Below are 25,764 nucleotides of genomic sequence, written 5' to 3' on the forward strand. Positions count from 1 at the left end.
ACATTAATGACTGATGCTATCGGGCTGGCAGGGTTCGGTTCGCTCGCTGCTGGCGTATATCTCCAGTTCGGTCTGGCTTCATCTCTGATGATGTCCGGTAGTTTGCTTTTGCTTTATGCACTGGTGGTCGCAATGAGGGGGAAAAATGCTGCTTGATGCCCTGTTTCGCAATGAACCACTGGAGAATCCCTCTACGCCAATTACTGGTGAATCAGCAGAAACGGACAATATTTTTGCCCGCGACGTTTTTGTCAGCCCCGAAACGGCGATGAAACTGGCGGCTGTTTACGCCTGTATTTATGTTATTTCGTCAAATATTGCGCAGATGCCGCTACACGTGATGCGTAAAACCAATAACAAGGTTGAAGCTGCGCGCGACCATCCTGTGTTCTACCTGGTGCACGATGAGCCGAACGTGTGGCAGACCAGCTATAAATGGCGCGAGTTAAAGCAACGTCATATTTTGGGCTGGGGTAATGGCTATACGTGGGTAAAACGTTCCAGACGCGGTGAGGTTTCCGGCCTGGAATGCTGTATGCCGTGGGAAACCACGCTACTCAACACCGGGGGGCGTTACACCTATGGTGTTTACAACGAAGAAGGCGCGTTTGCTATAAACCCAGACGATATGGTGCATATCAGGGCGCTGGGAAATAACCAGAAAATGGGACTCAGCCCGATCATGCAGCACGCCGAAACGATCGGTATGGGAATGAGCGGGCAGGCATACACCAGTTCTTTCTTCAGTGGCAATGCCCGACCAGCCGGCATCATTTCTGTAAAAAGCCAGTTGAATGATGAAAGTTGGGGGCGTTTAAAAAGCATGTGGCAAAAGGCAGTTGTTGCGCTGCGTAGCCAGGAGAATAAAACAATGCTTCTCCCGGCTGAACTGGATTACAAAGCGCTGACTGTTTCCCCTGTTGATGCGCAGATCATCGACATGTCTAAACTGAACCGCTCCATGATTGCCGGGATATTCAACGTTCCGGCACACATGATTAACGATCTCGAAAAAGCCACGTTCTCAAACATTACGCAGCAGGCTATTCAGTTTGTCCGCTACACGATCATGCCGTGGGTAACGAACTGGGAGCAGGAGCTTAACCGACGACTCTTTACCCGTGCTGAGCTGGCGGCGGGGTATTACGTCAGGTTTAACCTGACAGGTCTGCTACGCGGAACCCCGCAGGAGCGTGCTCAGTTCTACCACTTTGCGATCACTGATGGCTGGATGAGCCGCAACGAGGCGCGAGCCTTCGAAGATATGAACCCGGTAGACGGCCTTGATGAAATGCTGGTAAGCGTGAACGCGGCTAACCCGGCAGACGATTTTAAGGCACCAAAAACCGACGAGGAAAAAACCAATGAATGACCGTGAAACACGCTGCTATAGCGGGGAGGTTCGCGCGGAACACCGCACCGATGAGCCCACCCGCATTCTGGGTTACGGATCGGTGTTTAACAGTCGCTCGGAACCTCTCTGGGGTTTTCGTGAAATTATCAAACCCGGTGCTTTTGACGATGTGCTGAATGATGATGTTCGCGGGCTGTTTAACCATGACCCTAATTTTATCCTTGGTCGTAGCGCTGCCGGAACGTTGTCACTGTCTGTAGATGATCGCGGTCTGCGTTACGACATTACCGCGCCGGATACGCAAACCATTCGCGACCTGGTGCTGGAACCGATGCTTCGCGGTGACATTAACCAGTCGTCCTTTGCCTTTCGAGTCGCCCGTGATGGTGAGCACTGGTATGAGGACGACGAAGGGGTAGTTATTCGCGAAATATCGAAGTTTTCCCGGCTGTTTGATGTCAGTCCGGTGACCTATCCCGCATATCAGGAGGCCGATTCCGGCGTCCGATCGATGAAAGCCTGGCAGGAGGCGCGCGACAGTGGTGCGCTACATAACGCCATTAATCAACGAATGGCGCGTGAGCGCCTGCTGACTCTTCTTAACGCGTAAGGAAAAACCATGAAACTGCATGAAATGAAGCAAAAACGTAACACCATCGCCACTGATATGCGTGCTCTGCACGATAAAATTGGTGATACCACCTGGACCGAAGAGCAGCGCACTCAGTGGAACACTGCAAAATCCGAACTGGATGCGCTTGATGAGCGTATCGCTCGTGAAGAGGAATTGCGCCGCCATGATCAGTCTTTTGTTGATGAACAGGAGCCTGAACAGCGGCAACGTCAGGAAAGTCCTGAAATGCAGGCAGAAGTGCGCCGTGCTGCAGCATTCGATCGTCTCCTGCGCCATGGCTTCGGTGAGCTGACTGCTGAAGAACGTCAGGCCGTTAAAGAACTTCGTGCGCAGGGAACGACACCTGATGATAAAGGTGGTTATACGGTCCCTACCCAGATGCGAAATACCATCATTGATGCAATGAAAGCTTACGGCGGGATCGTGAGCGTTGCGCAAATCCTCAATACTTCAAACGGTCAGGATATTACCTGGTCCACTTCTGATGGTACAGCTGAGGAGGGGGAACTGCTTGCAGAAAACGCTGCAGCAACGGAGGGGGATGTGACATTCGGCACCGCAATCCTGGGGGCTAAAAAACTGTCATCCAAAATTATCCGCGTCTCCAATGAACTGCTGCAGGACAGCGGTGTAGATATTGAGGCATACCTGGCTGGACGTATTGCGCAGCGAATTGGTCGCGGTGAAGCTAAATATCTCGTGCAGGGTACCGGCGCTGGTACACCTCAGCAGCCTAAAGGGCTGGCGGCTTCAGTAACCGGGACTGTTTCTGCGGCGGCGGCCGCAACATTCACCTGGCAGGAAATGAACAGCCTGAAACACGCGATTGATCCGGCATATCGCGGTGGTCCACGTTTCCGCTGGGCGTTTAATGACGGCACTCTTCAGGTAATCGAAGAGATGGTGGATGATCAGAAGCGCCCTCTTTGGCTACCGGATGTTGTTGGTGGTACCCCGGCAACTGTTCTTGGTATTCCCTATGTAATTGATCAGGCAATTGATGCCGCGGCAGCGAATAAGAAATTTATTTACCTGGGTGATTTCAATCGCTTCATTGTTCGCCGAGTTTCCTACATGACCCTGAAGCGTCTGGTTGAGCGTTACGCGGAGTATGATCAGACCGCATTCCTGGCCTTCCACCGCTTCGACTGCGTGCTGGAAGATACGGCGGCTATCAAAGCGCTGGTGGGTAAGGCGCCGTAATCAACACTTCTGCTGTCTCCTGATGCCGCGTAAGCGGTTTTTTTATGCCCGCAGTTCGCTGCGGGCCGGGTAAAAACGATGAGCGAAATGATAGAGAAGCTAAGGGCGCAGTGTCGGATCGATGCTGACGATACAACGGAAGATGAAATGTTGTTGCTCTACTACGGCGCCGCAAGGCGTATGGCAGAGAATTACATCAATCGAAAACTGTATGAAGACAAGGTACCTGAATCAGATCCTGATGGACTCAGTATTGCTGACGATATTTTGCTGGCATTGATGCTTCTCGTTGGGCACTGGTTTGAAAACAGAGAACCAGTCAATGTCGGAAATATTGTTACCACCTTCCCATTTGGTTTTGAGTCTTTGCTTCAACCGTACCGATACATACCGCTGTAGGGAGGGATTATGCAGGCAGGGCGATTACGCCATCGCGTTACTATCCTGAACTTTACTTCTTTTCGCGATACGACAGGCCAGCCGGTTGAAGAGTGGCAGGAGGGAAAGACCATATGGGCTGAAGTGCTTGGTATCAGTGGTCGTGAGCAGTTGCAATCAGGAGCAGAAACGGCGCAGGCAACAATTCGGGTGTGGATCCGTTTCCGGCGTGATGTGACTGCTGCGTCAAGATTAAAGGTGCTCACAGGGCCATTTAAAGGCGCGGTACTGAATATCATCAGCCCCCCAATACCCGACAGTAAAGCCACCAGGCTGGAAATACTCTGTAAAAATGGAGCGGAAAAATGATTGATATCACTCTGGATTTTTCTGGCCTTGAAGAGATATCCCGCGATCTGGAATTACTGAGCCGTGCCGAAAACAACAAAGTTCTGCGTGATGCCACTCGAGCTGGTGCTGAGGTTCTGAAAGACGAGGTGATAGCAAGAGCGCCTGAACGAACCGGCAAACTGAAGAAAAACGTTGTGGTGTTGACGCAGCGATCTCGTAAACGCGGTGATATTTCATCCGGTGTTCATATTCGTGGTCGAAACATGCGAACGGGTAACAGCGATAATTCAATGAAAGCCTCCGATCGACGTAACGCCTTTTACTGGCGATTTGTTGAAATGGGCACAGTGAATATGCCCCCACATCCTTTTGTCCGTCCTGCGTTTGATACCCGTGAAGAACTGGCAACGCGAGTCGCTATGAAACGTATGAACCAGGCGATTGATGAGGTGCTGAGTAAATGACGGAAGATGACCTTTATCTTTTGCTGAAACCGCTGGCCGGAGGGCAGGTTTATCCCTACGTTGCCCCGCTTGGCAGTGATGGTCAGCCCTCGATATCGCCGCCCTGGGTGATTTTTTCGCTTATTACTGATGTGACCGCCGACGTTCTCTGCGGTCAGGCTGAATCCGGGATATCAGTCCAGGTTGATGTTTACTCACTGACTCTTAAAGAGGCGAGAAATCTTCGTGATATGGCGATTCAGGCAGTTAAACCACTCAATCCCACAAATATAAGCAAAACCCCTGGTTATGAACCAGAGAACCGGTATTACCGGGCGACGCTGGAATTTCAGGTCACTGTCTGACAAATCCATTAACTCACAGACCCGCTACGGCGGGTTTTCTATTTTCAGGAGACAAATATGTCCTCACTGTATGAAAAATCGCAGGGTACGAAAATTCAGATCACCTCTGCGCCAGCGACACTGGATACGATTGGCGCTGCAACCTGGCTGGATTTGCACTGTACTATCAAAGAGGTCCAGTTTACTGGCGGTCAGAAGCAGGACATTGATGTCACCACTCTGTGTTCAACCGAGCAGGAAAACATTAACGGCCTTGGCGCTCAGTCAGAAATCTCTATGTCCGGTAACTTTTATGTTAACCCGGCACAGGATGCGCTGCGTGATGCTTACGATAACGACACCACGTATGGTTTTCGGATTGTCTTCCCGTCTGGTATTGGCTTCCAGTTCCTGTCTGAAGTTCGTCAGCACACCTGGTCTTCAGGGACAAACAGCGTGGTGGCTGCAACGTTCTCGTTACGCCTGAAAGGTAAGCCGACGAAAATTGATAACGCGCTGCGCCTGACCACCGACCTGCCTGACACCAAATCTGTTACCTCTGGTGCGGCTTTGTCACTGACGGTCGTAGCTGCCGGGGGAACGGCACCTTATTCCTACGTCTGGAAGAAAGGCGGCAGCGCGGTTAGTGGACAGACGACAGCAACGTTCAACAAGGCAAACGCTGCTGCAGGTGATGCCGGTGATTACGTTTGTGAAGTTACCGATGCCTCCACACCTGCTGGAAAAGTCACCTCAGCAACCTGCGTCGTAACGGTAGCGTAATTCATCTTCTTTTATCAGGGATAAAAAATGGCTAAAAGTCTTAAAGAACTGGCGCTGTCCAGGGCGTCAGCATTTCGTCATATTGATGTAAACGTGCCGGAATGGGATGGCGTGAAAGTTGTTCTTCGTGAACCATCAGCAGAAGCATGGCTTCACTGGCAGGATGTAATTAAGCCGAGAGAGACGGAAGGCGAGTTATCTATCTCTGAACGGGCACACCGTAATCTACGCGCTGATGTTACGCTTTTTATCGATGTGTTGTTTGATGAGCATGGAGAATCGGTGTTCAGTAAGGAAGATTTTGCCGAGGTTGAATCGGTTTATGGTCCAGTCCACGCACGTCTTCTTCGTCAGGCCCTCAACCTGACTACTGATCAAAAGGAGGCTGAGGGAAAGTAGCTCAGCCCGGAATGCGGTTTTTGATGTCGCTAGCGCTCCGTATGGGGCGCACTCTTTCAGAGCTTCAGGGAGTGATGTCAGCCAGTGAACTTAGGCTGTGGGCTGAGTTTGATAAACATAGTCCAATAGGTGACATTCGTGGTGACATTCAGGCGGCGCAAATTGCTACCGCTGTGTTTAATGCACAGGGCTGCAAGGCCACGATGAGTGATATGTTGCTGCGATGGCAGCGTAATCATGATGAAGAAGAGGCCGATCCATTCGCAGGGCTTGAAAAAGCATTGATTGCCGCAACGCAATAATTCTTCACATAGCCCAATTACAGATATACGATTACCTCTGGAAATCATTGGAGGAATCATGGAGCCACTTTTTGTTGTATTCGGTGTTTTTGGTTGGCTAATCAATTTAATTATAGTTTTTTATTTATTACGTGTTAGCGTTAGGGCAAATGAACAGGTCGAAGCCCTTAAAGAAATAAATAAAAAGCAAGATGCTCAAATTGATTTATTGATACAGATAGCCCACCGAGAAAAATGATTATATATGAGCCTCGCTTCGGCGGGGTTTTTTATTAGGTGGATTATGGCAACTCTACGTGAACTGATAATTAAAATTTCTGCGAATTCTCAGTCCTTTCAGACAGAAATTTCTCGCGCTTCTCGAATGGGTAATGATTATTATCGCGTAATGCAAACTGGAGGTCGCCAGGCTGCAGCAGATTCACGCGAGACACAAAGAGCGCTTGCCGAAGTAACCAATCAGATTAACACCGCTAAAGCATCTGCATTGGGTATGGCTGGCGCGTTTGCAGGGGCTTTTGCTACAGGTCATCTAATTTCACTTGCTGATGAGTGGAACTCAGTGAATGCACGACTGAAACAGGCATCACAGTCATCTGATGATTTTAGCGAATCCCAGCGAGCACTGATGGAAATTAGTCAGCGTACAGGAACTGCTTTTTCAGATAATGCTAGTTTATTTGCCCGTTCCGCTGCATCAATGCGTGAATTTGGATATAGTTCAGAAGAAGTATTAAAAATAACAGAATCTATATCAACTGGATTGAAGTTATCAGGTGCCAGTACATCTGAGGCTAGTTCTGTTATTACTCAATTCAGCCAAGCGCTGGCTCAAGGAGTTTTACGCGGTGAAGAATTCAACTCTGTTAATGAAAATGGTGATCGCGTAATCCGTGCTCTGGCGGCGGGAATGGGTGTTGCCAGAAAAGATCTTAAAGCAATGGCTGATGCCGGACAATTAACCGCTGACAAGGTAGTTCCTGCGCTTGTAAGTCAATTAGGAACACTCAGGGGTGAGTATGAAGCGATGCCTCAGACTGTTTCAGCTGCGACTACAAAGGTTGAGAACGCGTTCATGGCATGGGTTGGTGGAGCGAATGAAGCCACTGGGGCAACTAGCGCCCTTGTTAGTGTGCTCGATACGGTCTCAAGCAATATTGACACTGTAGCTACTGCTGCTGGGGTACTGGCTGCTATTGGCGGTGCAAGATATCTAGGTGGAATGTTTGGTGATATAGGGAACCAAACAGCGCAATTGATTGACGCCCGTAAAAATGAAATTGCCCTTGCGGCCGCTCGTGCCGAGTCCGCAACTCAATCACAGCGTAAAGCCGCTGCTGATGCTATAGCCGCAGAACGTACTTATCAGCTTGCTAAGTCTGAGCTGGATCTTGCCAGAAATACTAACGCTGAGGCTACGGCAACACAGAACGCTATTATAAAGCGTCGCGCGATGATTGCAGCTAATGCGACGTTGGTTCAATCAAACCGTGCTGTTTCTGCATCTCAGGATGCTCTTAATAAAGCAACCTCAGCGATGAATCTGTTTAAAAGCGGAGCATCCGGGCTGCTTTCGTTAGTCGGAGGAATACCAGGTATTTTGATGCTTGGTGCGGGAGCCTGGTACACAATGTACCAGCGGCAAGAACAAGCTCGTGAATCAGCTATCCAATATGCGGACACAATCGAACAGGTCAGAGAAAATTTAAAATCGATGTCTCAAACCCAGATATCGGCAAACCTTGGGCAAGCTAATATTTCACTTGATGCTCAAGATTATTCTATCGAGCAGCTAAAACTAAAAATTGCAGAGTTATCAAACCAACTCTATAACGCCAAACAAGCGGCGCAGTCTGCCTCAGAGGGGACGTGGCTATATAATGATGCTACTGAAAAAGCTGCAACATTTGCATCAGAATTAGCAATTGAAGAGGGGCGTCTTGAGCAGATGCTAAATAAGCGTCATAAAACTCAAGACTTAATAAACGACATTACGAGTGAGGCAATAGATAAAACCGTTGAAATGGCTGGTGCTGTTGGCTCATTAACGGAAATGTATACACGGCTGAACAAAGTCACTGGACTAGTGACGATGCCAACACCTACTCCTACTTATGCAGGTCCTGTTTTGCCCACCCTTGACCAAAAACAGCAGGCCGCTATGGACAAAGTGCAGCGGCAAAATGAATTAGCTGGTTTAAAGGGGATTGAAAAAACCAAAAGACAGGCAGAATTTGAAGCGTCTGACCTTAATCTTCCTGCTGGTCAATATGAAAAATATATAAATCTATCTGTTGAAGGAGAACGAAAGCTTCAGGCTATTCGGGATAGCAATCGGCAGAGTCGTGGTAAGTCGGATGCAGAAAAAACGGCGGATACTTACGACAAACTCATTAAGCAGCAGAAAGAGCAAATCGCTCTGGCTGGTCAGAATACCGAACTGGCAAAACTGAAATACCAGGTTAGCCAGGGTGAGCTTACGTCTCTCACAGAGGCACAAAAACAAACCCTGTTGCAGAATGCCGCGTTGATTGATCAGCAGAAAATCCGCGAACAATTAGCGGCGTATGAAGCCAACCTCGCTGACTCAAACGCCAGCGCGCGAGCATCTAACCAGGCAGAACTTACCGGGTATGGACAGGGAAGCCGAATGCGTGAACGTATGCAGGAAATGCTACGCATCAGGGAGGAATTTCAGCAGAAGAACGTTGATCTGCAGCGCCAGTACCAGTCAGGTGATATTTCGGAAGACCTATACCGTCAGGAACTGGCGCTGAATAAACGTTATCTCGATGAACGGTTACGAGATCAGGAAGCTTACTACTCAGCTTCTGACGCTCAGCGCAGTGACTGGACAACGGGTATGCGTGAAGGTTTTGCGAACTGGGCAGACACTGCTTCTGATTACGCATCTCAGTCTGCTGACCTGGTGAATAACGCAATGTCAGGGCTGGTGGGTAACATTTCTGATGCACTGGCCGGTAATAAGGTTGACTGGGAAGACTGGGCTAGTTCGGTGCTTCAGTCTATGCAGAAAATTATCCTCAATGCGATGCTGGTGGATTCTTTACGGTCCGCCAGTAACAGCGGTTTTTTCAGTTCAATCGGCGGCATGTTTGGGGCGGGTGCTGGCGCTGCATCTGGCAGCACTCCTTCAGGCGCTTATAACTCTGCCGCATCTGGCATAAAGCTGAATGCAAAAGGTGGTGCATATGCCTCTGAAAGTCTGAGCGCTTACAGCAACAGCATTGTTAGCACTCCGACATATTTTGCTTTTGCAAAAGGCGCAGGGCTCATGGGGGAGGCGGGGCCAGAAGCGATTATGCCACTGACACGATCAGCTGATGGTTCTCTGGGTGTTCGCATGGTTGGTAGTCCGGGTTCCACGTCAGGTGGCGGTGATACGATTATTCATCAGCACTTCAACATATCTGGTAACGGGGATGCGGCACTGAAGCAGGCTATGCAGGAAGCAGCGCGACAGGGTGCTAATGACGGTGCGAAGCAGGCGCGTCAGGATTTGCTTCAGGACTTCTCTAATAGAGGTCAGGCAAGGCGATTGCTTGGCGTGTAAGCATTATTAATATTCATTAAGCCGAAAGGCGGGAGGCAGTATGACTTTAGAACAACGAGTTGCAGCGCTGGAAAAAGAAACTAAAAAAGAAGCGGCCAAAGAACTGACCGCGAAGATGCATCTCACGGATGACGGCATTACCATCACTCGTGAAGGAGTTAACCTTGTGCGTCTGTTAGTTTTTTAACTCTAATTGCAAGTTGAGCTATTGCGAGTTGGGTAAATTGCTGACCTTCATTTTGAGCGTAAACACGGTCTAAGTTTGCAAGTAGATCATCTGAAAAGCCGGGGATTTTATCATTCAATGTTCTTGCAAGTACTGCGTATGCGGCATTCAATACGTGAATTGAAGTCGTATCATCCGGTGTAGCCATATTTTCAGATAGTGATTCTTCAAACATGTAATTCATTTCTTTTCCTTATCAGATGTAATCAGCCATCCCTCATTATTGAGTACGCAAGTGTTCCACCACTGACGGGCTGAGTAACAACCATAACCAGGTATGTAAATCAGTAACATCCTGACAAATGATCAGTAGCGCCGCCATGCGCAGAATAATGCAGGAGAACTTATGGCTGTACTCGAATGGCCGGAAGATGTCTGTCCCGCGTCACTGACCTGGCGACCAGAAAGTAATACCAAAACCTTTCGATCTCCATTCAATGGGGCATCGCAGACAGCACGCTTCCCTGGTACCCGCTGGGTATGTTCCCTGACCTTCAATAACCTGACGGACGAAAAATCCAGACGTATTGATGCTCTGGTGGCTTCGCTTGATGGTGAGTATGGCAGGGTAAAAGTTAGCGACTGGGGGAGAAGTGGCAGAGCGCCAGCGGGCGTGCCTGTTGTTGATGGAGTTAATCAGACAGGTACTCAGCTTCAGAGTAAGGGCTGGACGCCGGGAACAGTGGTGCTCAGACAGGGCGATTATTTTACTGTTAATGACGAACTGAAGATGGTTACAGCCGACGTGACGAGCGCGGCGAACGGTACCGCAATGATTGCCTTTGCGCCGATGTTACGTAGCTCACCACCTGCTAATGCTGCTATTGAAGTTGCGAAACCCTACGGCATTTTCAAACTGAAGGATAACCAGCAGGGCGCCGGTAACCGTGTGCCGGGTGTTTTTACCAGTTATACCCTGGAGTTTGAGGAGGCATTTTAATGCTGTATTCCCCCTTTTCGGATTCGATGGTGGACTGGTTATCCCGCGACAGGGTGACGGTCGCGATCGCCGCCAATATTCAGTTTGAGTCCGGCACCGTCTATGTGCATTCCGGTACCGGAACACTGGTTCTTGGTGGTCATGTCTATTACGGCATGGGGCGCATGGGGTCTGTTGATGATGCCAGTGAGACCAGCACGACCAGCCCGACGCAGGTCAAAATGACCCTTTCAGGTCTGGATATGGCCCTCTTTGCCACTACGCTGAATGAGCGATGCGTGGGCAGAAATGCCGAAATCTATCTGGTGGCCATGGATGATAACGGTGTTGTCCAGGTTGCCGATCTCCTGTTTAAAGGGCGGGTATCCAGTACGGGAGCGACCGCTGGCGGGACGAACGCCCTGCAGTACACCATCAGTAATATTTTTGAAGACTGGCAGCGTCCTTTCCCCGATCGCTATACCGATGAATCGCAGCAGGCTGCTTATCCCGGCGACCGCATATTCCGGTATGTGGCGCAGATGTCTGAACGTTCGATTTACTGGGGCAGTAAAAAAGATGCACCAGGATTTACCTATAAGTGAGGAAGCATGAAGCATCCGGACTGGCATAACAGATTAATTACCGTAATAAGGGCCGCTGAAAAGCGGCCTTTTTTATGGGGCAGTCATGACTGCTGCCTGTTCGCGGCGGACTGTGCTCAGGCCATGTGCGGCGAGGATTTTGCGACAGGCTGGCGCGGAACCTACGACAGTGAGCATGGGGCGAAAAAGGCGATATTGCGAGGAGGCGGTTCGCTTGAAAAGGTGCTGTCACGGTATCTCGATGAAGTGCCGGTGAATCTGGCGCAGCGCGGGGATATTGCCGTTGTTGAAAATGCCGGGGCGCGGTGTGCCGGGGTGGTGTATTCCGGCGTTGTGTGGGTGCCTGGCGAAACTGGTCTTGTCAGTCTGCGGGTTAAACCGTTGAGTGTCTGGAGGGTACGTTAATGCCTGCTGCTGTTCCTATAGTTGCCACCATTGCCGCAGGTGTGGCAGCGGCAAATGAAATGTATGCCATTGCGATGGTTATCACCGTCGCCGCTCAAATTGCCACCCAGGCGCTGACCAAGACCCCGTCGCTGAATTCCTACCGTGATACGTCTGAACGCAAACAGGTTCTGCGTGCAGCGGCCAGCGCCAAAACCGTTGTTTATGGTCGCTCAACGTCGGCGGGCACTTTGTTCTTTTCCGAAGAGCAGGCTGGCGAACAGGATGATGGCGAAATGCTGCATCTGGCTATTGCCCTGGCGGGACACCCGTTATCCGGCGTTCAGACTGTCTGGCTGGGTGATGAGCCGATCAGTAGCTATCCTGAGCATGCCTTTTTCGAGCTGCACACCAACCGCCAGACGGCTGACCCTTACATGCTGGAAAACTGCCCGTCATGGAAAGAAGACATGATCGGGAAAGGGATCACCTGGCTGCGCGTATCCCTGAAGTTCAACGCTGAAAAATTCCCGGCAGGTATCCCTAACATCAAGGTAGAAAAACAGGGGCGTGCCGTTTATGACCCGCGTACCGGGTTGACGGGTTACAGCAACAATGCGGCGCTGGTTATCCTGGACTATTACCGCAATTACCTGAAAGTGCCCGACACCGATATTCTCTGGGACCAGTTTAAGGACGCGGCGAATATCTGTGATGAGGATGTGATTACTGGCGGTAATACCATTGAGAAGCGCTATACCATCAACGGTGAGTTCGATCTCAGTGAAAACAAGGTCAGTATTCTGGAAGGAATGCTGGCAGCATGCGCCGGGGATGTAACGTATACAGCGGGCAAACATGGCCTTCTGGTCGGGGCTTATTATGGTCCTGCGACAGAGGTGATCACTGAGAGCCAACTGGCCGGTGATATCGAAATCATGCCGGAAGTCTCTCAGGCGGAACGTGTTAACACTATCAAGGGGACATTTGTCGATCCGCAGCAGGGCTATACCGAAGCGGATTTCCCTTCTGTATCTGTCAGTGAATGGGTGACGGAAGACGGCGTGGAAATATCTCAGGATATGAAGCTGCGATTTGTGACCTCTGAATTTCAGGCCCAGCGTCTGGCAGACGTGAAGTTAAAACGCACCCGCATCGCCAGAACCATGAACGTTACGTTAAACCTGAGCGGGTACCGTTACCGCCCGGGAATGTATGTGAAGGTTAATTTCCCGTCTATCGGTATCGTGAATGTTGAGATGCGGGTAACTGACTGGAAGTTCGGCGTTCAGAATGGCGTACAACTGACGCTGAAGCAGGAAACCGCAGATGTCTGGGGCGACGCTGTTGGTAAACCGATTGAGCGGCCGCCGTTCACCCAGTTGCCATCAGGCGGAGTGGCGCAGCCGCAGAATCTGAAATACACCGTGGAAGAAATTGGCCAGGTCGTGCAGGGCATTCTGTCCTGGCAAAACATCGGTCAGGTGGTCTACAACAAAGTGGTCATTCGCCGCAATGGTCAGATGGTGATGTCAGTCCAGGTTCCGGGGACGTTCACGCGTCTTACCGGGTTACCGAAAAATACCTACACAGCCCACGTTATTGCCGTAAACCAGATGGGGGCAGAATCGCCAGAAGGGTATCTGGAATTCAGCATTGAAGCCCCGCCAGCACCTTCCCATGTTGATATTGAGCAGGGATTCTTTGCCGTCACGCTGATCCCGCGTCTGGCGGCGATCACTAATGTTTCCACGCAGTTTGATTTCTGGACGTCAGGTGAAACGAAACTACCTGATACCTCAACAGCGACCGTGGAAGGGAATGCCAGCCGGGAGGGGATGGGAACAACCTGGACAAGCAATCAGCTACAGGTTGGACATACCTATTACTGGTACATCAGAACGGTTAACGCCTTTGGTGCATCCGGTTTTATCGAAGTTCCGGCGTTGTGCTCTATGGACACGGGCGGGCTGATTGACATCATAGATGATCAGATTCAGAACTCTGATGCGTTCCAGAATATTAAGTCCGGTGTTGATACGAATCTGGAAGGCATTATGGAAAATGCGCTGGCAAACCACGGAACCGTTGAACATCAGTGGGTGCAGTACGGTGAGGTTCGCGCGGACATATTGATTGTGAAAACAACAGTCGCAACCGCAGAGCAGGGGCTTGCTGATTTATCCACCTATGTACAGGCTCAAATAGGACCGGAAGGAAGCCTGACTTCTGCGGTCAACCAGAAAATGACGGCTGAAGTAAAAAGTGACGGAACAGCCAAAGCCTCTTACACCCTGAATATGGGCATTGTGCGAGACGGTGTTAAATACAATACCGGATTTGGCATGTCTATTGAGCCATCAGGAAACAGCTATAAATCCACAGTTGTATTTGCCGCCGATCAGTTCGGTATTTACTCCGGTAACAATCCAGGTAACTGGCAGGCTGCATTTTTTGTCGATAACGGGCAGGTATTTATTCGCAGCGCATTAATTCAGGAAGCATCCATCGATTTTGCGAAAATTACCGACTCACTTCAGTCTGCGAACTTCGTCCCCGGTGGTAGTGGGCGTGGATGGAATTTACCGAAATCTGGTAGCCCAGAATTCCATGGAAAACTCTATGCCGACAGTGGTGAGTTTGCATTTAACGGAGTGAATAACGTTACTCGCATTGACGGAAACGGGATCACTGTAAATCTCTCGGGAGGTGGTCGCGTTGTTGTTGGACGCTGGACATAAGGTGAACTATGCCTGAAGGAATTCTGATCGACTACAATGATGGACGCCCGGCAATGGCAATTACTGCAGGGCTGCGTGCCCCAAGTTTTTGCACATCCTTCTCGGGCTGGTCATCCCAGTCAATGCAGTACCCGGTCAATACGCCACTTGTTCCCGGCTCACTGGCTATCGTGGTACCCACCAATCCCATTTACATCTATTCCTTCGCTGAATTTGATGTGGCCATTATGATCAGCGTCACCCGAAACGGTGATTCAGGAGTGATTATCGGTGCTGAGACAATCGGCGGAAAAAGCCTTATCCCTGACTGGTCAGGCTACGTCATGGAGCTACTGCCCGCGACGACTTATAACGAAGGGCTGTTTATTTCAAACTCGACTGACTTCACTGCGATATCCAACCAGGCCGCGCTGATGACCTGCGCTTTTTCCGGGCGCATTACGGTTAGTGGCAGTGCGCCGCTTCCGGTGAGCGGTATTCCTTTTGGGAAATGGGATAACCCGAATGTGTCGGTGGGGTTTGACGGCGGCAACATCATCGTGCGCGATATTTCCTACACAGGGCGTGATGACTTAGAAGGCACAGCGACGATTGACCTGGTGATATTCAACCAGACGGCTCCTGTCGGTGGCGACGGTATCACAATGACCAACGCCGCAGGCCAGGTCACGTTCTCCACGCTGAAACGCCCGTTTGTCTATGACCGCCAAATTCAGATTACTGACGCCTTTCAGGATATTGGCGGTGGATTCTGCCAGATAGTCTATACCGGCGTTCAGGTACGAATGATTGGTGGATGGGGAAATATCAGAACCAAAGGCGTGGTCATGTCAGGCGGTAGCGTCAGGTCAGCCTACAACAAAGTATTTGCGGACCGTAACTCCGGTTCATGGGATATGACCCGAAACAGAAATATCGCCATGCCCATTCTTATTCTTCCGAACATGTATTAAGGAATCACCATGTCAGCAGGTGTTATTCAGTTAACTCATAACTCGGCAACAGTTCTTGGCTATCAGGCCTCTTTTAGTACGACGCTTCAGCCTGGTGACTTTGTCGTTTCTGTGGTGGGCGGCATAGCCTACACCCTTCCGGTAAAATCCATCGAAAGCAATGATTCGCTGACACTGGTCAGTGCCTTTACTGGTCCGACAGCAAATAACCTGGCCTGGGATGCCGTTTCCCGTGTGGCGCTGAATATGGTCACTGCCGCAATGGTGGTGCAGAACACGGAGGCGCTGCGGGGGCTGAATTACGACAAACAGAACTGGCAACTGATATTCAGCAGCAGTGGAGATGTCACGGTAAAATTGCCGGATGGCAGTTCATTCACCGGGCCTGCATGGGGCGGTATTGCAGCCACACTGAGCGGTATAACAGATACACTGAAAGGCCTGGCAAAGAAAGGTGCTAACTCTGACATTACCAGCCTAAACGGGCTCACTACTCCGCTGTCAATTGCCCAGGGTGGGACGGGGGCGAAAGATGCTGCTGGTGGACGGCAGGCGCTGGAACTGAAATCGGCAGCGACAAGAGACGCCGATGATTCATTAAAAAATTACCAGTCAGGGGAAAAGCTAGTCGCCATGCAGGCTGTGACTGATTTTCGTTTAATCTCTGCATATGATTCGATGGAGAATTATCCAAAGGGGATATCAGGTGGACTGACAAAAGGTTCGAGTCTCCCACAATCTGGGTTTGGTGCCACGGATGCAGTCGGGCTGATTAATAACCGGGGATGGCATGATCAGTCAGGGGCTGATACATCTTTTCAGATTGCCTGTAAGGGTATTAATATCGGTTTCCGTGGGGCAGCACTGGCTGGTGGTGCATGGTATTTCTCCCGATTTTATAAATTAAGAACCGAGGCAAATACAAGCGTAGACAGCAACGGTTTTATCAAGCAGGCATCACCGATCGTCAATATTTTTGGAAGCGGAAAATTTACTACCAATGAGGAGTCGGAGGGGGTCTCTGTTATCAGGACTGCGAAGGGCGAGTATCTCATAAACGGATGTATCGGTCTGAGTTCTGATGCAGCATGGGGAGGAATAGATGGTGGTTTCGAAATCCCAGTCGACAGAAACAAGCAGCCCCGCATCTGGCTGGATTACAAAGTCAATGCTGATGGTTCAATCCTGGTCAGGACATATCACCGGGTTTATCCCCTAGCACCAACGTTTGCTCAGAACCGGATAGGAAGTACTGATATTAACGGTGTATTTACTGAGACAGTAGCTGACGGTGAGCCAGTCGACATCCCGGCGGATTCTTATGTTTCCGTACGTGTGGAAATGCCGGAAGACAGCATCTGGCAACAGAGACAAAGAGAGGCGAAAGAGGCTCAGGAGGCGATGGTAAAAGCTGAACTGGAAAGCCAGCAAAATCAGCAGGAGGCTCAGTAGGACAAATTGGCAGTTGCCGCAGCCACGCCGTATGCAAGAGCATGGCTGCGACCGACTGGCGAACATTCGATAGTGCGAGTATTGAATGATTGCCAGTCACGGCGGATTGTACTTAAGCAATATGACGGTTCAAGGCGTTTAATCTGAAACCAGCCACATATCAGCCTCTTCAAACATTTCCTGAACAGTACGGCTTATCTGTTCCTTCTCATGCTTGCTGGCGTCAGTGTTGATCGCCGGCAGTGTCATCATCGGTTTTACCCGAACATCAGCATCGGGGAAGATCCGGTGAACCCTCTTACTCAATTCGCCTAGGATGATATCTTTTGCACCGGGCAGCCCATCAAAATTCCTTTTGTCATAAACGAGTTCCACGAACATGCTTTAACTCCTCTTTACTGTGTTTAATGCCAGTATATACTGTATGTATAAACAGTATAAATGCGAGTGAGTTTATTATGAAGTTTTATTCACCAGCTGAGTTGCGCCAGATAGTTGCGCTTCCTTTATTTAGTGATCTTGTTTCATGCGGTTTTCCCTCCCCGGCGCATGATTACGTTGAACAACGCATTGATCTCAATGAACTATTAGTTCAGCACCCATGTGCAACATATTTCGTGAAGTCATCCGGTGATTCTATGACTGGAGCGGGGATCGGGAATGGCGATTTGCTGGTCGTCGACCGTTCCAGAAAGCCTGCACATGGAGATATTGTTATCGCTGCCATTGATGGCGAGTTCACGGTTAAACGTCTTCAGCTGCACCCAATACTTATGCTTGTTCCTGAAAACAGCTCCTATGCACCCATTATGATAAACAGCGAAGATACGCTGGATATCTTTGGGGTTGTGACGTTTATCGTGAAAGCGGCAAGCTGATATGTTTGCCCTGGTTGATGTGAACTCGTTTTATGCGAGTTGCGAGACTGCATTCCGGCCAGATCTGAAAGGCAGGCCGGTAGTTGTTCTGTCAAATAACGATGGCTGCGTGATCGCCCGCAACGCTGAAGCCAAAAGAGCTGGTGTGAAAATGGGGGATCCGTATTTCAGGCAGAAGGACTTATTCCGTCGATATGGTGTGGTTTGTTTCAGCAGCAATTACGAGCTTTATGCAGATATGTCCAGCAGAGTAATGTCCACGCTGGAGGCAATGTCTCCCCGCTGCGAAATATATTCAATTGATGAAGCCTTCTGTGACCTGACAGGTGTAAGAAACTGCCGGGTTCTGCAGGAGTTTGGGCAGGAATTAAAAGACGCTGTTTATCAAAATACGGGTCTGGCGGTTGGCGTTGGTATTGCTCAGACAAAGACGCTGGCGAAACTGGCGAATCATGCCGCCAAAAAATGGCAGAGACAAACGGGTGGGGTGGTGGACTTATCTAACCTGGATCGCCAGCGCAAACTGATGGCTGCACTGCCGGTTGATGAGGTCTGGGGAGTAGGGCGCCGTATCAGCAAAAAGCTGGAGGCTATGGGGATTAAAACGGTTCTGGATCTGGCTGATACTGATATTCGTTTTATCCGGAAGCACTTTAATGTTGTCCTCGAGAGAACGGTGCGCGAACTGCGCGGCGAACCCTGTCTCGAACTGGAGGAATTTGCCCCCGTAAAGCAGGAAATTGTCTGTTCCAGATCATTCGGGGAACGTATTACGGATTATGACTCTATGCGACAGGCCATCTGCAGTTATGCGTCGCGCGCAGCAGAAAAGTTACGTGGAGAGCATCAGTATTGCCGCTTCATATCTACTTTTGTTAAAACGTCACCCTTTGCGTTGAACGAACCGTACTACGGTAACAGCGCGTCGGTGAAGCTGCTCACCCCGACACAGGACAGCCGGGATATCATTGCAGCAGCGACGCGGAGTCTGGATGCAATATGGAAAGACGGGCACAGATATCAGAAAGCCGGGGTAATGCTGGGGGACTTCTTCAGTCAGGGCATCGCCCAGTTGAATCTGTTCGATGACAATGCGCCGCGCCGGGGTAGTGAGAAATTGATGGAAGTTCTGGATCATCTGAATGCAAAGGAAGGAAAGGGGGCGCTTTATTTCGCCGGACAGGGGATCCAGCAACAATGGGCGATGAAGAGAGAGATGCTGTCACCACGATACACGACCCGCTATGAGGACCTGCTTCAGGTTAAGTAACAGGCTTAATTAAATCTGCTCCCTGATTGTTCACATTCCCGACAGCACGCGTTACGGCATGCCATATAAATTTATCAGCCGACACGGAACCGTCGGCCGCAATTTCCGCAGCTTCTTTCCCTCCAGTATCCTGCCTCATCCATTCGCGAGCGGCTTCTGGTGAAAGTACCAGAGGCCGCCTGTCGTGAATATCTACCAGCCCTTTGTCGGCTGCAGCTGTCACTATCAGGAAACCTTCTGCTTCATCTCCACGTTCGAATGGTGTGCTGCCGATCGCAGCCATAAAAATCGCCTTACCGTCTGCCCGGTGAATAAAGTAAGGTTGTTTCTTGTCGCCTTCCTTTTTCCACTCAAACCATCCATCAGCAAAGCAAATCGCGCGGCCATGCTGCCAGAGTGGTTTAAACATTCTGCTGGTGGCCGCAGTTTCAGACCGTGCGTTAATGAGCGGCGGTTTATCCCACCAACCGGGGGCGTATCCCCAGATCACTGGATCAAGATGCAGCTGCTCATCACGTTCGCTCAGAAGCAGAACTTTTGTTCCTGGCGCTACATTGAATCTTCCGATGGGTTCTGGATCGTATGGAATATCGCGTACTGATTCATCAGCGAGCAGGGCAAGATAATCTTCACGCGTCATTGACTGTGAAAAGCGTCCACACATAGAAACCTCCAGCCATATGTCAGACTGAAAGTATAGGGCAGTAAGAAAAAGTGGTGCGCACCGTTAAAGATTTAAAAGGAGCTTGTAAGGTAAATCGGAATGATGGTTTTGTGAATTGATGAATTCCGAAAGTGAAAAGGTTACTTAATCTTTGTGTGGTAGCGATCCGGGGGGACATTTGACGGGATTATTCCCCCGTAATTCCCCGTTGCTTCCCCGTTCAGAAAACAGGCATAAAAAAACCAGCCGTAACAGGCTGGTTCTTAGAGGATTTTTGGTCGGCACGAGAGGATTTGAACCTCCGACCCCCGACACCCCATGACGGTGCGCTACCAGGCTGCGCTACGTGCCGACGCTATGGCTGACAATACTACTGCTTTCCAGCGTGAATGCAAGAGGATGGCTTGCTAACTGATTTATAATTAATCAGTTAGCAATAAATCGTTTCTCATCCGTCAGAACTTGCAGCAGCAGGCTCAGTTGCGGTTTCTGATCTTTTATCTTCTCACCGTGTAAATCATAGGTCTGATAGTTACCGTTGTTGTTAAGCACCAGCGTCATCTCTGGCGTGGTAATCGCCAGCGTGCTGCCGTCGGCGGCGGTAACCCAGTAATGGCGGCGGGTTGCATTAAACAAATCCTGGCCCTGCGAGTACTCGTTAGCTGGCGTGCTGACGTGGAGCAGACGTTGCATGAGCGTCGTCATCAGGTCCGTATGATCGGTCAGGCTATTGATGCGCTGAGCAGGTGTTCCCGGCCAGTGAATAATCAGAGGAACCTGCAGATGACCGCGCGACCAGGCAAAATTGTTCTCTTCCTGAGTCAGCGGTACGCCCCGACCCGCGGTAATAATCACCACCGTGTTGTTCAGTTTACCGGAGTCGCGCAGGGCGCTAAGGATCCGGTTAATGTTGGCATCCACATCCTGAGCGGCATTGGCGTAGCGTTTGGCAAAGTTCTTCTGGTTACTGTCGTTCAGGTTCGTCCCGTTAAAGGAGACCCAGGAGAACCAGCGGTTATCTTCCTGCGCGTAGCGGCCCAGCCAGTTGATCCACTGGCTGGCGGTCTGCTCGTCAGACTGCGTTTGCACGCTCGGCATAGAGAAATCTGACAGTAGCGCCTGGCGATAAAGTGGGCTGGTAAAGCCATCCGAGGAGAATAGCCCCAACTGATATCCCTGCTGGTTCAGCGCAGAGATCAGCGCCGCAGGCGTTCGGGTCGACAAAATGCCGTCCATATAGCTTGGAGAAACGCCATAGAACAGACCAAAAATCCCGTTATCCGTGGTGTTGCCTGTGCTCATGTGACGCGTAAAGGCGATATTCTGCTCAGCGAATTCAGCCAGCGCTGGCATCTGTTTTTCAAAACGGGAGTAGTTCAGGCCGTCTACGGTGATCAGCAGAACGTTCTGTCCGGTTCCCATATCGCGGTAGCGCAGTTCGCTGAGCGGGTACTGCACGGAAACCGCTTCCGGGTTTCCCTGCTCGATCAGGCGGCGTTGATATTCTTGCGCATCCAACAGACCATGTTTTTCCAGAAACTTGCGTGCCGTCATCGGGTAGGAGAGCGGCAGGTTCGCGCGTTGCATGGTAATAGGGCGATAGAAATTGGCGTCTGCCCAGATGTACACCACATGCGAGGCGATAAAGGAAACGAAGAAGAATGCGGCTAACGGTTTAGCAAAATGGCGACGACGCGTCAGGCTGCGTAGTTTTTGCCAGCTCCAGGTCGCAAACAGCATTTCGATTAACAGAATAACCGGCACGCTGATAAACATCAGTTGCCAGTCACGCGCCGCTTCATTCTGGTCAGGGTTAATGACCAGTTCCCAGACGATCGGGTTGAGGTGCAGGTGGAAGCGGGTAAAAACTTCGCTGTCGATTAACAACAACGTCATGCCAGCTGTCGCCAGGATTGCTGATAAGAATCGCATCAGCCTCTGGGACATGACGATAAACGTCAGGGGAAACAGGATCAGCAGATAGGTGGCAAACACCAGGAAGCTAAAATGCCCGACAACGCTCAGGTAGGAATAAACGCGCCCTGCAAGCGTAGTCGGCCAGTCGGCGACAAACAGGTAACGGCTACCGAGTACCATGGCCAACAGAATGTTGAACAAAGCAAACCAGTGCCCCCAGCTAACCATCTGGGAGACTTTCTCACGGTAGCGCTGACGATGAGTTACCATAAACTGTTGTTCGTTTCCCCGGATCAGGCTCTTAATGCGCTTGGTCGTCGTTTACCGAAGACTGTAATGCGCGGGCAAAAGAGTTGGCAATCGCCTGGCGCTGGGCCGGTGCGATGCTTGTATTGATAAGGTTAGTCACCATGTTTCCCAGTACCATCAGGGAAAGATCGGTCGGCGCCTTATGTTTTTCCAGTACGTTGAGCATCTCATTCAGCAGTTGTTCAACGTGCTCGTCACTATAGCGGGAAATTTGTGGCATAAATCGAAATCAGTCTGTTCATGAAAGGGCAACATATTACCGTACGGACAGTTTTTTTTCTGCTTTTTTATCTTCTATTGCGTCACTGCCCGGCAGGTGGTTGAATACCGCCCGGTCTAAAAGGAGAGTTTATCATGAGTCTGGATATCAACCAGATTGCCCTGCACCAGCTTATCAAACGTGATGAGCAAAACCTTGAGCTGGTCTTGCGCGATTCATTACTGGAACCGACAGCGACCGTTGTCGATATGATGGCTGAACTGCATCGGGTGTATAGCGCCAAGAATAAAGCCTATGGCCTGTTCAGCGAAGAGAGCGAGCTGGCGCAAACGCTGCGTTTACAGCGTCAGGGTGAAGAGGATTTTCTGGCCTTTAGCCGTGCCGCGACAGGGCGTTTGCGGGACGAGCTGGCGAAATATCCTTTTGCCGATGGTGGTATTGTCTTGTTCTGCCATTACCGCTATCTGGCGGTAGAGTATCTGCTGGTTGCCGTACTGAACAATTTAAGCAGCATGCGCGTCAATGAAAATCTGGATATCAATCCGACGCACTATCTGGATATCAATCATGCGGACATCGTGGCGCGTATTGATTTAACCGAGTGGGAAACCAATCCGGAGTCCACACGCTATCTGACGTTCCTGAAAGGGCGGGTAGGGCGCAAAGTCGCCGATTTCTTCATGGACTTTCTCGGCGCCAGCGAAGGTCTGAATGCCAAAGCGCAAAACCGCGGTCTGCTGCAGGCGGTCGATGACTTCACCAATGAGGCGCAACTGGATAAAGCCGAGCGCCAGAACGTGCGGCAGCAGGTGTACAGCTACTGCAACGAGCAGCTACAGGCCGGTGAAGAGATTGAGCTGGAGTCGCTGTCTAAAGAGCTTTCCGGCGTCAGTGAAGTCAGCTTCAGCGAATTCGCTGCTGATAAAGGGTATGAGCTGGAAGAGAGCTTCCCGGCGGATCGCAGTACGTTGCGCCAATTAACCAAATTTGCCGGCAGCGGCGGTGGGTTAACCATTAATTTTGACGCCATGCTGCTGGGCGAGCGTATATTCTGGGATCCGGCTACAGATACCCTGACCATCAAAGGTACGCCGCCGAACCTGCGCGACCAGCTCCAGCGCCGCACGTCGGGCGGGAAATAAAACCGTTTGCCGGATGGGTCGCAAACGCCTTATCCGGCCTGCGTGATTCATCTTTATCGCGAACAAAATTCCATAAAAAAACCCCGCCGAGGCGGGGTTTTCTTCAACTTCCAGGCGATTACGCGCGAACGAAGTCGATGTGAGTCAGCTTCGGCTTGAAAGCGTGACGCTGTACAGCCTGAGCTTTAACTTTAACTTCTTTACCGTCAACAACGATGGTCAGAACTTCGCTGTAGAATTCAGCTTTAGCTTGCATGTTCATAACTGCATCGTGATCCAGTTCGATAGCAATCGGGGCTTCTGCGCCACCGTAGATGATTGCCGGGAACTTGTTAGCGGCACGCAGGCGGCGGCTCGCACCCTTACCCTGCTCTTTACGTACTTCAGCGTTGATAGTAAACATTTAAATCTCTCTTTAATAATTCCTGCTACAGGCGACCCAGCAACAGGTAAGTGATCTGCTTTGCGTATGCAAAAGCGGGCGAGATTCTATACTCAAACGGCTGGTACATCAATCAAAAGTACAATTAACCGCGTAATTCATGTGCCCGGCGAAAGCGACCTTCATAATCGAAGACCTTTTCACGCACCTGCCAGTACTGACCTTTCATGCGCGCAACCACGAAATCAGGATGGCGTAACAGCGCCTGCTGGGCGAGGATATCGGCGGCGGTTATCCAGCGTAAGGGAATACCGGGGGTACGGGTGTGCGGGCGAATAAACAGTTGTTCGAATGCCGTACGCTGCGCGGGAGTGTGTAGACGAAAGCGTTCGCTGACGTCGGCTCCGTCTTCATCGTAATAGGTGATTTTTAGCCATTCGCCTTTTTCATCCTGGCCATTTTGTAACACCATACCGCTACAGCGCAGGACCAGCGCATCTTTTAGCCTCAACGCCGCTTTCAGCATATCATCCGGGTCGACCAGCACCGTATCGCATTCACGGCAGCGGCGGGCGGCAATGTCATTTTCCGCGTTGCACTGCGGGCAATTTTTAAACCGGAAACGAAAGTTGCACTGTTCGCGATGACCGTCATCATCTTCAAACCATCCCTGGCAGCGGCGACCAAAATGTTCAATCAGCGTGCCGTCAGCCGTTGTTTTGCCCCAGAAGGTGTTGGCAAATCCGCAGGCAGGGCAAAACACCTGCACCGGCACGTTGTCGCTTTTTCCCTTCGGCGCGCCCACTTCCGGGGCGTACAGGTCATGGGGATTGCCCGCGTAATCGAGGATCAGACAGTCGGTTTTACCTGGGGCCAGGCGCAGTCCGCGACCAACAATTTGTTGGTACAGGCTGACTGATTCCGTCGGGCGGAGAATGGCGATAAGGTCGACGTGTGGGGCATCGAAGCCGGTAGTCAGGACCGACACATTCACCAGAAAGCGAAAGCGCTGGGCTTTGAAATCTTCAATCAGTACGTCACGCTCCGCGCCCGGCGTATCTCCGGTAATAAGTGCGGCATCGTCAGCAGGCAGCAGGCCCAGAATTTCTTTGGCGTGTTCAACGGTGGCGGCGAAAATCATCACCCCTTTGCGCGTCTGGGCAAACTCAACAATCTGGCTGATGATATGCGGCGTGATTCGCTGCTGCTTTTTTAATTCCCGATTAAGGTCCGCCTCGCTGAACAGGCCGTTACTTTGTGCCTGCAGGCGGCTGAAGTCATACTGCACGACCGGCATGTCGAGGCGTTCCGGCGGCGTCAGGTAGCCGTGTTTAATCATATAGCGCAGCGGTAATTCATAAATGCAGTCGCGAAACAGCGCTTTTTCATCGCCGCGCACCATTCCGTGATAATGAAAGTGGTAAATCCAGCCTTTACCCAGACGAAAAGGCGTGGCGGTAAGCCCCAGCAGGCGTAAATGGGGATTGACGTTGGTCAGGTGAGTGAGGATTTGCTGATACTGACTCTCTTCATCATCACCGATGCGGTGACATTCATCGACGATCAGCAGGGAAAACTCTCCCTGAAAGGCATCCAGATTACGCGCCACCGACTGTACGCTGCCAAATACCACTTTTCCGTGGCTCTCTTTACGCTTCAGCCCGGCGGCAAAAATATCGGCCTCCAGCCCCAACGCGCAATATTTGGCGTGGTTTTGCGCGACCAGCTCTTTGACGTGCGCCAGTACCAGCACGCGACCACGCGCCACGCGGGCCAGTTCCGCTATCACCAGGCTTTTGCCCGCGCCGGTTGGCAGGACGATAACCGCCGGCGTGCGCTGGTGGCGAAAATGGTTGAGCGTGGCGTCCACGGCTTCTTTTTGGTACGGGCGAAGAGTAAAAATCATGGGCTCACTAAGGTAAACAGTAACAATGAAT

30 protein-coding genes and 1 tRNA gene are annotated in these 25,764 nt (G+C 50.8%); 23 read left to right on the top strand and 8 right to left on the bottom strand.

Annotated elements, in window-relative coordinates:
• Positions 1-6: 6 nt before the first annotated feature.
• The 14 genes from ICA20_RS08375 (at position 7) to ICA20_RS08440 (ending at position 9,952) form a co-directional block, all read left to right on the top strand.
• A complete protein-coding gene (locus ICA20_RS08375) occupies positions 7-156 on the top strand; it encodes a hypothetical protein (RefSeq protein WP_162138603.1) in 150 nt (49 codons plus the stop codon).
• Positions 146-1,372, top strand: coding sequence for a phage portal protein (locus ICA20_RS08380; RefSeq protein WP_038642109.1), 1,227 nt, complete (start codon positions 146-148; stop codon positions 1,370-1,372). Before ICA20_RS08375 ends, ICA20_RS08380 begins: the two co-directional genes overlap by 11 nt.
• Entirely contained in the window at positions 1,365-1,964 is a 600-nt protein-coding gene (locus tag ICA20_RS08385; protein ID WP_038642107.1) for an HK97 family phage prohead protease, read from the top strand. The genes ICA20_RS08380 and ICA20_RS08385 overlap by 8 nt, the downstream gene beginning before the upstream one ends.
• 9 nt (positions 1,965-1,973) lie before the next feature.
• The gene (locus ICA20_RS08390; RefSeq protein ID WP_038642105.1) at positions 1,974-3,191 is read left to right on the top strand and encodes a phage major capsid protein; all 1,218 of its coding nucleotides are present in this window, start codon (positions 1,974-1,976) and stop codon (positions 3,189-3,191) included.
• 78 nt (positions 3,192-3,269) lie between these two features.
• Complete coding sequence (locus ICA20_RS08395; protein ID WP_038642103.1) at positions 3,270-3,590, top strand: head-tail connector protein; 321 nt, start codon at positions 3,270-3,272, stop codon at positions 3,588-3,590.
• 9 nt (positions 3,591-3,599) lie between these two features.
• Positions 3,600-3,938 carry a phage head closure protein gene (locus ICA20_RS08400; RefSeq protein ID WP_038642100.1) on the top strand — a complete coding sequence of 113 codons (339 nt, stop codon included), beginning with the start codon at positions 3,600-3,602 and terminating at the stop codon, positions 3,936-3,938.
• Entirely contained in the window at positions 3,935-4,384 is a 450-nt protein-coding gene (locus tag ICA20_RS08405; RefSeq protein ID WP_038642098.1) for an HK97-gp10 family putative phage morphogenesis protein, read from the top strand. Before ICA20_RS08400 ends, ICA20_RS08405 begins: the two co-directional genes overlap by 4 nt.
• Positions 4,381-4,728 carry a DUF3168 domain-containing protein gene (locus ICA20_RS08410; RefSeq protein WP_038642096.1) on the top strand — a complete coding sequence of 116 codons (348 nt, stop codon included), beginning with the start codon at positions 4,381-4,383 and terminating at the stop codon, positions 4,726-4,728. The genes ICA20_RS08405 and ICA20_RS08410 overlap by 4 nt, the downstream gene beginning before the upstream one ends.
• Before the next feature lie 57 nt (positions 4,729-4,785).
• On the top strand, positions 4,786-5,490 hold the full coding sequence (locus tag ICA20_RS08415) for an immunoglobulin domain-containing protein (protein ID WP_038642094.1): 705 nt from the start codon (positions 4,786-4,788) through the stop codon (positions 5,488-5,490).
• A 27-nt stretch (positions 5,491-5,517) separates the two neighbouring features.
• Positions 5,518-5,889, top strand: coding sequence for a phage tail assembly chaperone (locus ICA20_RS08420; RefSeq protein ID WP_038642092.1), 372 nt, complete (start codon positions 5,518-5,520; stop codon positions 5,887-5,889).
• A gap of 11 nt (positions 5,890-5,900) precedes the next feature.
• Positions 5,901-6,191, top strand: a complete 291-nt coding sequence (locus tag ICA20_RS08425) for a DUF4035 domain-containing protein (protein ID WP_038642091.1) — start codon at positions 5,901-5,903, stop codon at positions 6,189-6,191.
• 58 nt (positions 6,192-6,249) lie between these two features.
• Positions 6,250-6,429 (top strand): YebO family protein, encoded by a 180-nt coding sequence (locus ICA20_RS08430; protein ID WP_038642089.1) that lies wholly within the window; start codon positions 6,250-6,252, stop codon positions 6,427-6,429.
• A gap of 45 nt (positions 6,430-6,474) precedes the next feature.
• Positions 6,475-9,765 carry a phage tail tape measure protein gene (locus tag ICA20_RS08435; RefSeq protein ID WP_038643263.1) on the top strand — a complete coding sequence of 1,097 codons (3,291 nt, stop codon included), beginning with the start codon at positions 6,475-6,477 and terminating at the stop codon, positions 9,763-9,765.
• A 40-nt stretch (positions 9,766-9,805) separates the two neighbouring features.
• Entirely contained in the window at positions 9,806-9,952 is a 147-nt protein-coding gene (locus tag ICA20_RS08440) for a hypothetical protein (RefSeq protein ID WP_155268631.1), read from the top strand.
• Here ICA20_RS08440 and ICA20_RS08445 read toward each other — a convergent pair.
• Positions 9,924-10,175 carry a hypothetical protein gene (locus ICA20_RS08445; protein WP_038642087.1) on the bottom strand — a complete coding sequence of 84 codons (252 nt, stop codon included), beginning with the start codon at positions 10,173-10,175 and terminating at the stop codon, positions 9,924-9,926. The two genes, ICA20_RS08440 and ICA20_RS08445, sit on opposite strands and share 29 nt — an antisense overlap.
• A 162-nt stretch (positions 10,176-10,337) precedes the next feature.
• Between ICA20_RS08445 and ICA20_RS08450 the strand changes: the two genes are divergently transcribed.
• From ICA20_RS08450 to ICA20_RS08475, 6 genes are read left to right on the top strand one after another with little or no spacing between them, the layout of a single operon-like run.
• Positions 10,338-10,931, top strand: a complete 594-nt coding sequence (locus tag ICA20_RS08450; protein WP_038642085.1) for a hypothetical protein — start codon at positions 10,338-10,340, stop codon at positions 10,929-10,931.
• Positions 10,931-11,515, top strand: coding sequence for a hypothetical protein (locus tag ICA20_RS08455; RefSeq protein WP_038642083.1), 585 nt, complete (start codon positions 10,931-10,933; stop codon positions 11,513-11,515). The genes ICA20_RS08450 and ICA20_RS08455 overlap by 1 nt, the downstream gene beginning before the upstream one ends.
• A 6-nt stretch (positions 11,516-11,521) precedes the next feature.
• Positions 11,522-11,920: a hypothetical protein gene (locus tag ICA20_RS08460; protein WP_038642081.1), complete on the top strand. Its 399-nt coding sequence runs from the start codon at positions 11,522-11,524 to the stop codon at positions 11,918-11,920.
• Complete coding sequence (locus ICA20_RS08465) at positions 11,920-14,640, top strand: DUF1983 domain-containing protein (RefSeq protein WP_038642079.1); 2,721 nt, start codon at positions 11,920-11,922, stop codon at positions 14,638-14,640. The genes ICA20_RS08460 and ICA20_RS08465 overlap by 1 nt, the downstream gene beginning before the upstream one ends.
• 8 nt (positions 14,641-14,648) lie before the next feature.
• Positions 14,649-15,593 carry a DUF6453 family protein gene (locus tag ICA20_RS08470; RefSeq protein ID WP_149282278.1) on the top strand — a complete coding sequence of 315 codons (945 nt, stop codon included), beginning with the start codon at positions 14,649-14,651 and terminating at the stop codon, positions 15,591-15,593.
• A 9-nt stretch (positions 15,594-15,602) separates the two neighbouring features.
• Entirely contained in the window at positions 15,603-17,045 is a 1,443-nt protein-coding gene (locus ICA20_RS08475) for a hypothetical protein (protein ID WP_038642075.1), read from the top strand.
• 138 nt (positions 17,046-17,183) lie between these two features.
• Here ICA20_RS08475 and ICA20_RS08480 read toward each other — a convergent pair whose 3' ends face one another.
• Entirely contained in the window at positions 17,184-17,426 is a 243-nt protein-coding gene (locus tag ICA20_RS08480) for a DinI family protein (protein ID WP_038642073.1), read from the bottom strand.
• A gap of 77 nt (positions 17,427-17,503) precedes the next feature.
• Between ICA20_RS08480 and ICA20_RS08485 the strand changes: the two genes are divergently transcribed.
• Positions 17,504-17,923: a translesion error-prone DNA polymerase V autoproteolytic subunit gene (locus ICA20_RS08485; protein ID WP_038642071.1), complete on the top strand. Its 420-nt coding sequence runs from the start codon at positions 17,504-17,506 to the stop codon at positions 17,921-17,923.
• 1 nt (position 17,924) lies between these two features.
• Positions 17,925-19,193, top strand: coding sequence for a Y-family DNA polymerase (locus ICA20_RS08490; protein WP_038642069.1), 1,269 nt, complete (start codon positions 17,925-17,927; stop codon positions 19,191-19,193).
• On the opposite strand, the gene ICA20_RS08495 is transcribed toward ICA20_RS08490, so the two are convergent.
• The 4 genes from ICA20_RS08495 to ICA20_RS08510 form a co-directional block, all read right to left on the bottom strand.
• Positions 19,186-19,857, bottom strand: coding sequence for an SOS response-associated peptidase (locus ICA20_RS08495; protein ID WP_038642066.1), 672 nt, complete (start codon positions 19,855-19,857; stop codon positions 19,186-19,188). The genes ICA20_RS08490 and ICA20_RS08495 overlap by 8 nt on opposite strands.
• A 275-nt stretch (positions 19,858-20,132) precedes the next feature.
• Positions 20,133-20,209: transfer RNA gene (locus ICA20_RS08500), tRNA-Pro, on the bottom strand.
• Positions 20,210-20,283: 74 nt separating this feature from the next.
• Complete coding sequence (gene yejM / locus ICA20_RS08505) at positions 20,284-22,044, bottom strand: LPS biosynthesis-modulating metalloenzyme YejM (protein WP_038642064.1); 1,761 nt, start codon at positions 22,042-22,044, stop codon at positions 20,284-20,286.
• Positions 22,045-22,075: 31 nt separating this feature from the next.
• Positions 22,076-22,303 carry a YejL family protein gene (locus tag ICA20_RS08510; RefSeq protein WP_003027506.1) on the bottom strand — a complete coding sequence of 76 codons (228 nt, stop codon included), beginning with the start codon at positions 22,301-22,303 and terminating at the stop codon, positions 22,076-22,078.
• 134 nt (positions 22,304-22,437) lie between these two features.
• Here ICA20_RS08510 and yejK point away from each other — a divergent pair, with 134 nt between their 5' ends.
• Positions 22,438-23,445 carry a nucleoid-associated protein YejK gene (gene yejK, locus ICA20_RS08515; RefSeq protein ID WP_006683753.1) on the top strand — a complete coding sequence of 336 codons (1,008 nt, stop codon included), beginning with the start codon at positions 22,438-22,440 and terminating at the stop codon, positions 23,443-23,445.
• A gap of 118 nt (positions 23,446-23,563) precedes the next feature.
• Here yejK and rplY read toward each other — a convergent pair whose 3' ends face one another.
• Together rplY and ICA20_RS08525 are read right to left on the bottom strand one after the other, a co-directional pair.
• Positions 23,564-23,848 (bottom strand): 50S ribosomal protein L25, encoded by a 285-nt coding sequence (gene rplY, locus ICA20_RS08520; RefSeq protein ID WP_006683755.1) that lies wholly within the window; start codon positions 23,846-23,848, stop codon positions 23,564-23,566.
• A 124-nt stretch (positions 23,849-23,972) separates the two neighbouring features.
• Complete coding sequence (locus ICA20_RS08525) at positions 23,973-25,733, bottom strand: DEAD/DEAH box helicase (RefSeq protein WP_038643260.1); 1,761 nt, start codon at positions 25,731-25,733, stop codon at positions 23,973-23,975.
• Positions 25,734-25,764 lie beyond the last annotated feature (31 nt).

The organism is Citrobacter sp. C5_2 (assembly GCF_014596845.2).
Taxonomy (GTDB): Bacteria; Pseudomonadota; Gammaproteobacteria; order Enterobacterales; family Enterobacteriaceae; genus Citrobacter; species Citrobacter werkmanii.

What these genes read in the sequence shown, in the direction of transcription:
- ICA20_RS08375 (WP_162138603.1), top strand. Translation starts at nt 7, where the DNA reads ATGACTGATGCTATCGGGCTGGCAGGGTTCGGTTCGCTCGCTGCTGGC.
- ICA20_RS08380 (WP_038642109.1), top strand. Translation starts at nt 146, where the DNA reads ATGCTGCTTGATGCCCTGTTTCGCAATGAACCACTGGAGAATCCCTCT.
- ICA20_RS08385 (WP_038642107.1), top strand. Translation starts at nt 1,365, where the DNA reads ATGAATGACCGTGAAACACGCTGCTATAGCGGGGAGGTTCGCGCGGAA.
- ICA20_RS08390 (WP_038642105.1), top strand. Translation starts at nt 1,974, where the DNA reads ATGAAACTGCATGAAATGAAGCAAAAACGTAACACCATCGCCACTGAT.
- ICA20_RS08395 (WP_038642103.1), top strand. Translation starts at nt 3,270, where the DNA reads ATGAGCGAAATGATAGAGAAGCTAAGGGCGCAGTGTCGGATCGATGCT.
- ICA20_RS08400 (WP_038642100.1), top strand. Translation starts at nt 3,600, where the DNA reads ATGCAGGCAGGGCGATTACGCCATCGCGTTACTATCCTGAACTTTACT.
- ICA20_RS08405 (WP_038642098.1), top strand. Translation starts at nt 3,935, where the DNA reads ATGATTGATATCACTCTGGATTTTTCTGGCCTTGAAGAGATATCCCGC.
- ICA20_RS08410 (WP_038642096.1), top strand. Translation starts at nt 4,381, where the DNA reads ATGACGGAAGATGACCTTTATCTTTTGCTGAAACCGCTGGCCGGAGGG.
- ICA20_RS08415 (WP_038642094.1), top strand. Translation starts at nt 4,786, where the DNA reads ATGTCCTCACTGTATGAAAAATCGCAGGGTACGAAAATTCAGATCACC.
- ICA20_RS08420 (WP_038642092.1), top strand. Translation starts at nt 5,518, where the DNA reads ATGGCTAAAAGTCTTAAAGAACTGGCGCTGTCCAGGGCGTCAGCATTT.
- ICA20_RS08425 (WP_038642091.1), top strand. Translation starts at nt 5,901, where the DNA reads ATGCGGTTTTTGATGTCGCTAGCGCTCCGTATGGGGCGCACTCTTTCA.
- ICA20_RS08430 (WP_038642089.1), top strand. Translation starts at nt 6,250, where the DNA reads ATGGAGCCACTTTTTGTTGTATTCGGTGTTTTTGGTTGGCTAATCAAT.
- ICA20_RS08435 (WP_038643263.1), top strand. Translation starts at nt 6,475, where the DNA reads ATGGCAACTCTACGTGAACTGATAATTAAAATTTCTGCGAATTCTCAG.
- ICA20_RS08440 (WP_155268631.1), top strand. Translation starts at nt 9,806, where the DNA reads ATGACTTTAGAACAACGAGTTGCAGCGCTGGAAAAAGAAACTAAAAAA.
- ICA20_RS08445 (WP_038642087.1), bottom strand. Translation starts at nt 10,175, where the DNA reads ATGAATTACATGTTTGAAGAATCACTATCTGAAAATATGGCTACACCG.
- ICA20_RS08450 (WP_038642085.1), top strand. Translation starts at nt 10,338, where the DNA reads ATGGCTGTACTCGAATGGCCGGAAGATGTCTGTCCCGCGTCACTGACC.
- ICA20_RS08455 (WP_038642083.1), top strand. Translation starts at nt 10,931, where the DNA reads ATGCTGTATTCCCCCTTTTCGGATTCGATGGTGGACTGGTTATCCCGC.
- ICA20_RS08460 (WP_038642081.1), top strand. Translation starts at nt 11,522, where the DNA reads ATGAAGCATCCGGACTGGCATAACAGATTAATTACCGTAATAAGGGCC.
- ICA20_RS08465 (WP_038642079.1), top strand. Translation starts at nt 11,920, where the DNA reads ATGCCTGCTGCTGTTCCTATAGTTGCCACCATTGCCGCAGGTGTGGCA.
- ICA20_RS08470 (WP_149282278.1), top strand. Translation starts at nt 14,649, where the DNA reads ATGCCTGAAGGAATTCTGATCGACTACAATGATGGACGCCCGGCAATG.
- ICA20_RS08475 (WP_038642075.1), top strand. Translation starts at nt 15,603, where the DNA reads ATGTCAGCAGGTGTTATTCAGTTAACTCATAACTCGGCAACAGTTCTT.
- ICA20_RS08480 (WP_038642073.1), bottom strand. Translation starts at nt 17,426, where the DNA reads ATGTTCGTGGAACTCGTTTATGACAAAAGGAATTTTGATGGGCTGCCC.
- ICA20_RS08485 (WP_038642071.1), top strand. Translation starts at nt 17,504, where the DNA reads ATGAAGTTTTATTCACCAGCTGAGTTGCGCCAGATAGTTGCGCTTCCT.
- ICA20_RS08490 (WP_038642069.1), top strand. Translation starts at nt 17,925, where the DNA reads ATGTTTGCCCTGGTTGATGTGAACTCGTTTTATGCGAGTTGCGAGACT.
- ICA20_RS08495 (WP_038642066.1), bottom strand. Translation starts at nt 19,857, where the DNA reads ATGTGTGGACGCTTTTCACAGTCAATGACGCGTGAAGATTATCTTGCC.
- yejM (WP_038642064.1), bottom strand. Translation starts at nt 22,044, where the DNA reads ATGGTAACTCATCGTCAGCGCTACCGTGAGAAAGTCTCCCAGATGGTT.
- ICA20_RS08510 (WP_003027506.1), bottom strand. Translation starts at nt 22,303, where the DNA reads ATGCCACAAATTTCCCGCTATAGTGACGAGCACGTTGAACAACTGCTG.
- yejK (WP_006683753.1), top strand. Translation starts at nt 22,438, where the DNA reads ATGAGTCTGGATATCAACCAGATTGCCCTGCACCAGCTTATCAAACGT.
- rplY (WP_006683755.1), bottom strand. Translation starts at nt 23,848, where the DNA reads ATGTTTACTATCAACGCTGAAGTACGTAAAGAGCAGGGTAAGGGTGCG.
- ICA20_RS08525 (WP_038643260.1), bottom strand. Translation starts at nt 25,733, where the DNA reads ATGATTTTTACTCTTCGCCCGTACCAAAAAGAAGCCGTGGACGCCACG.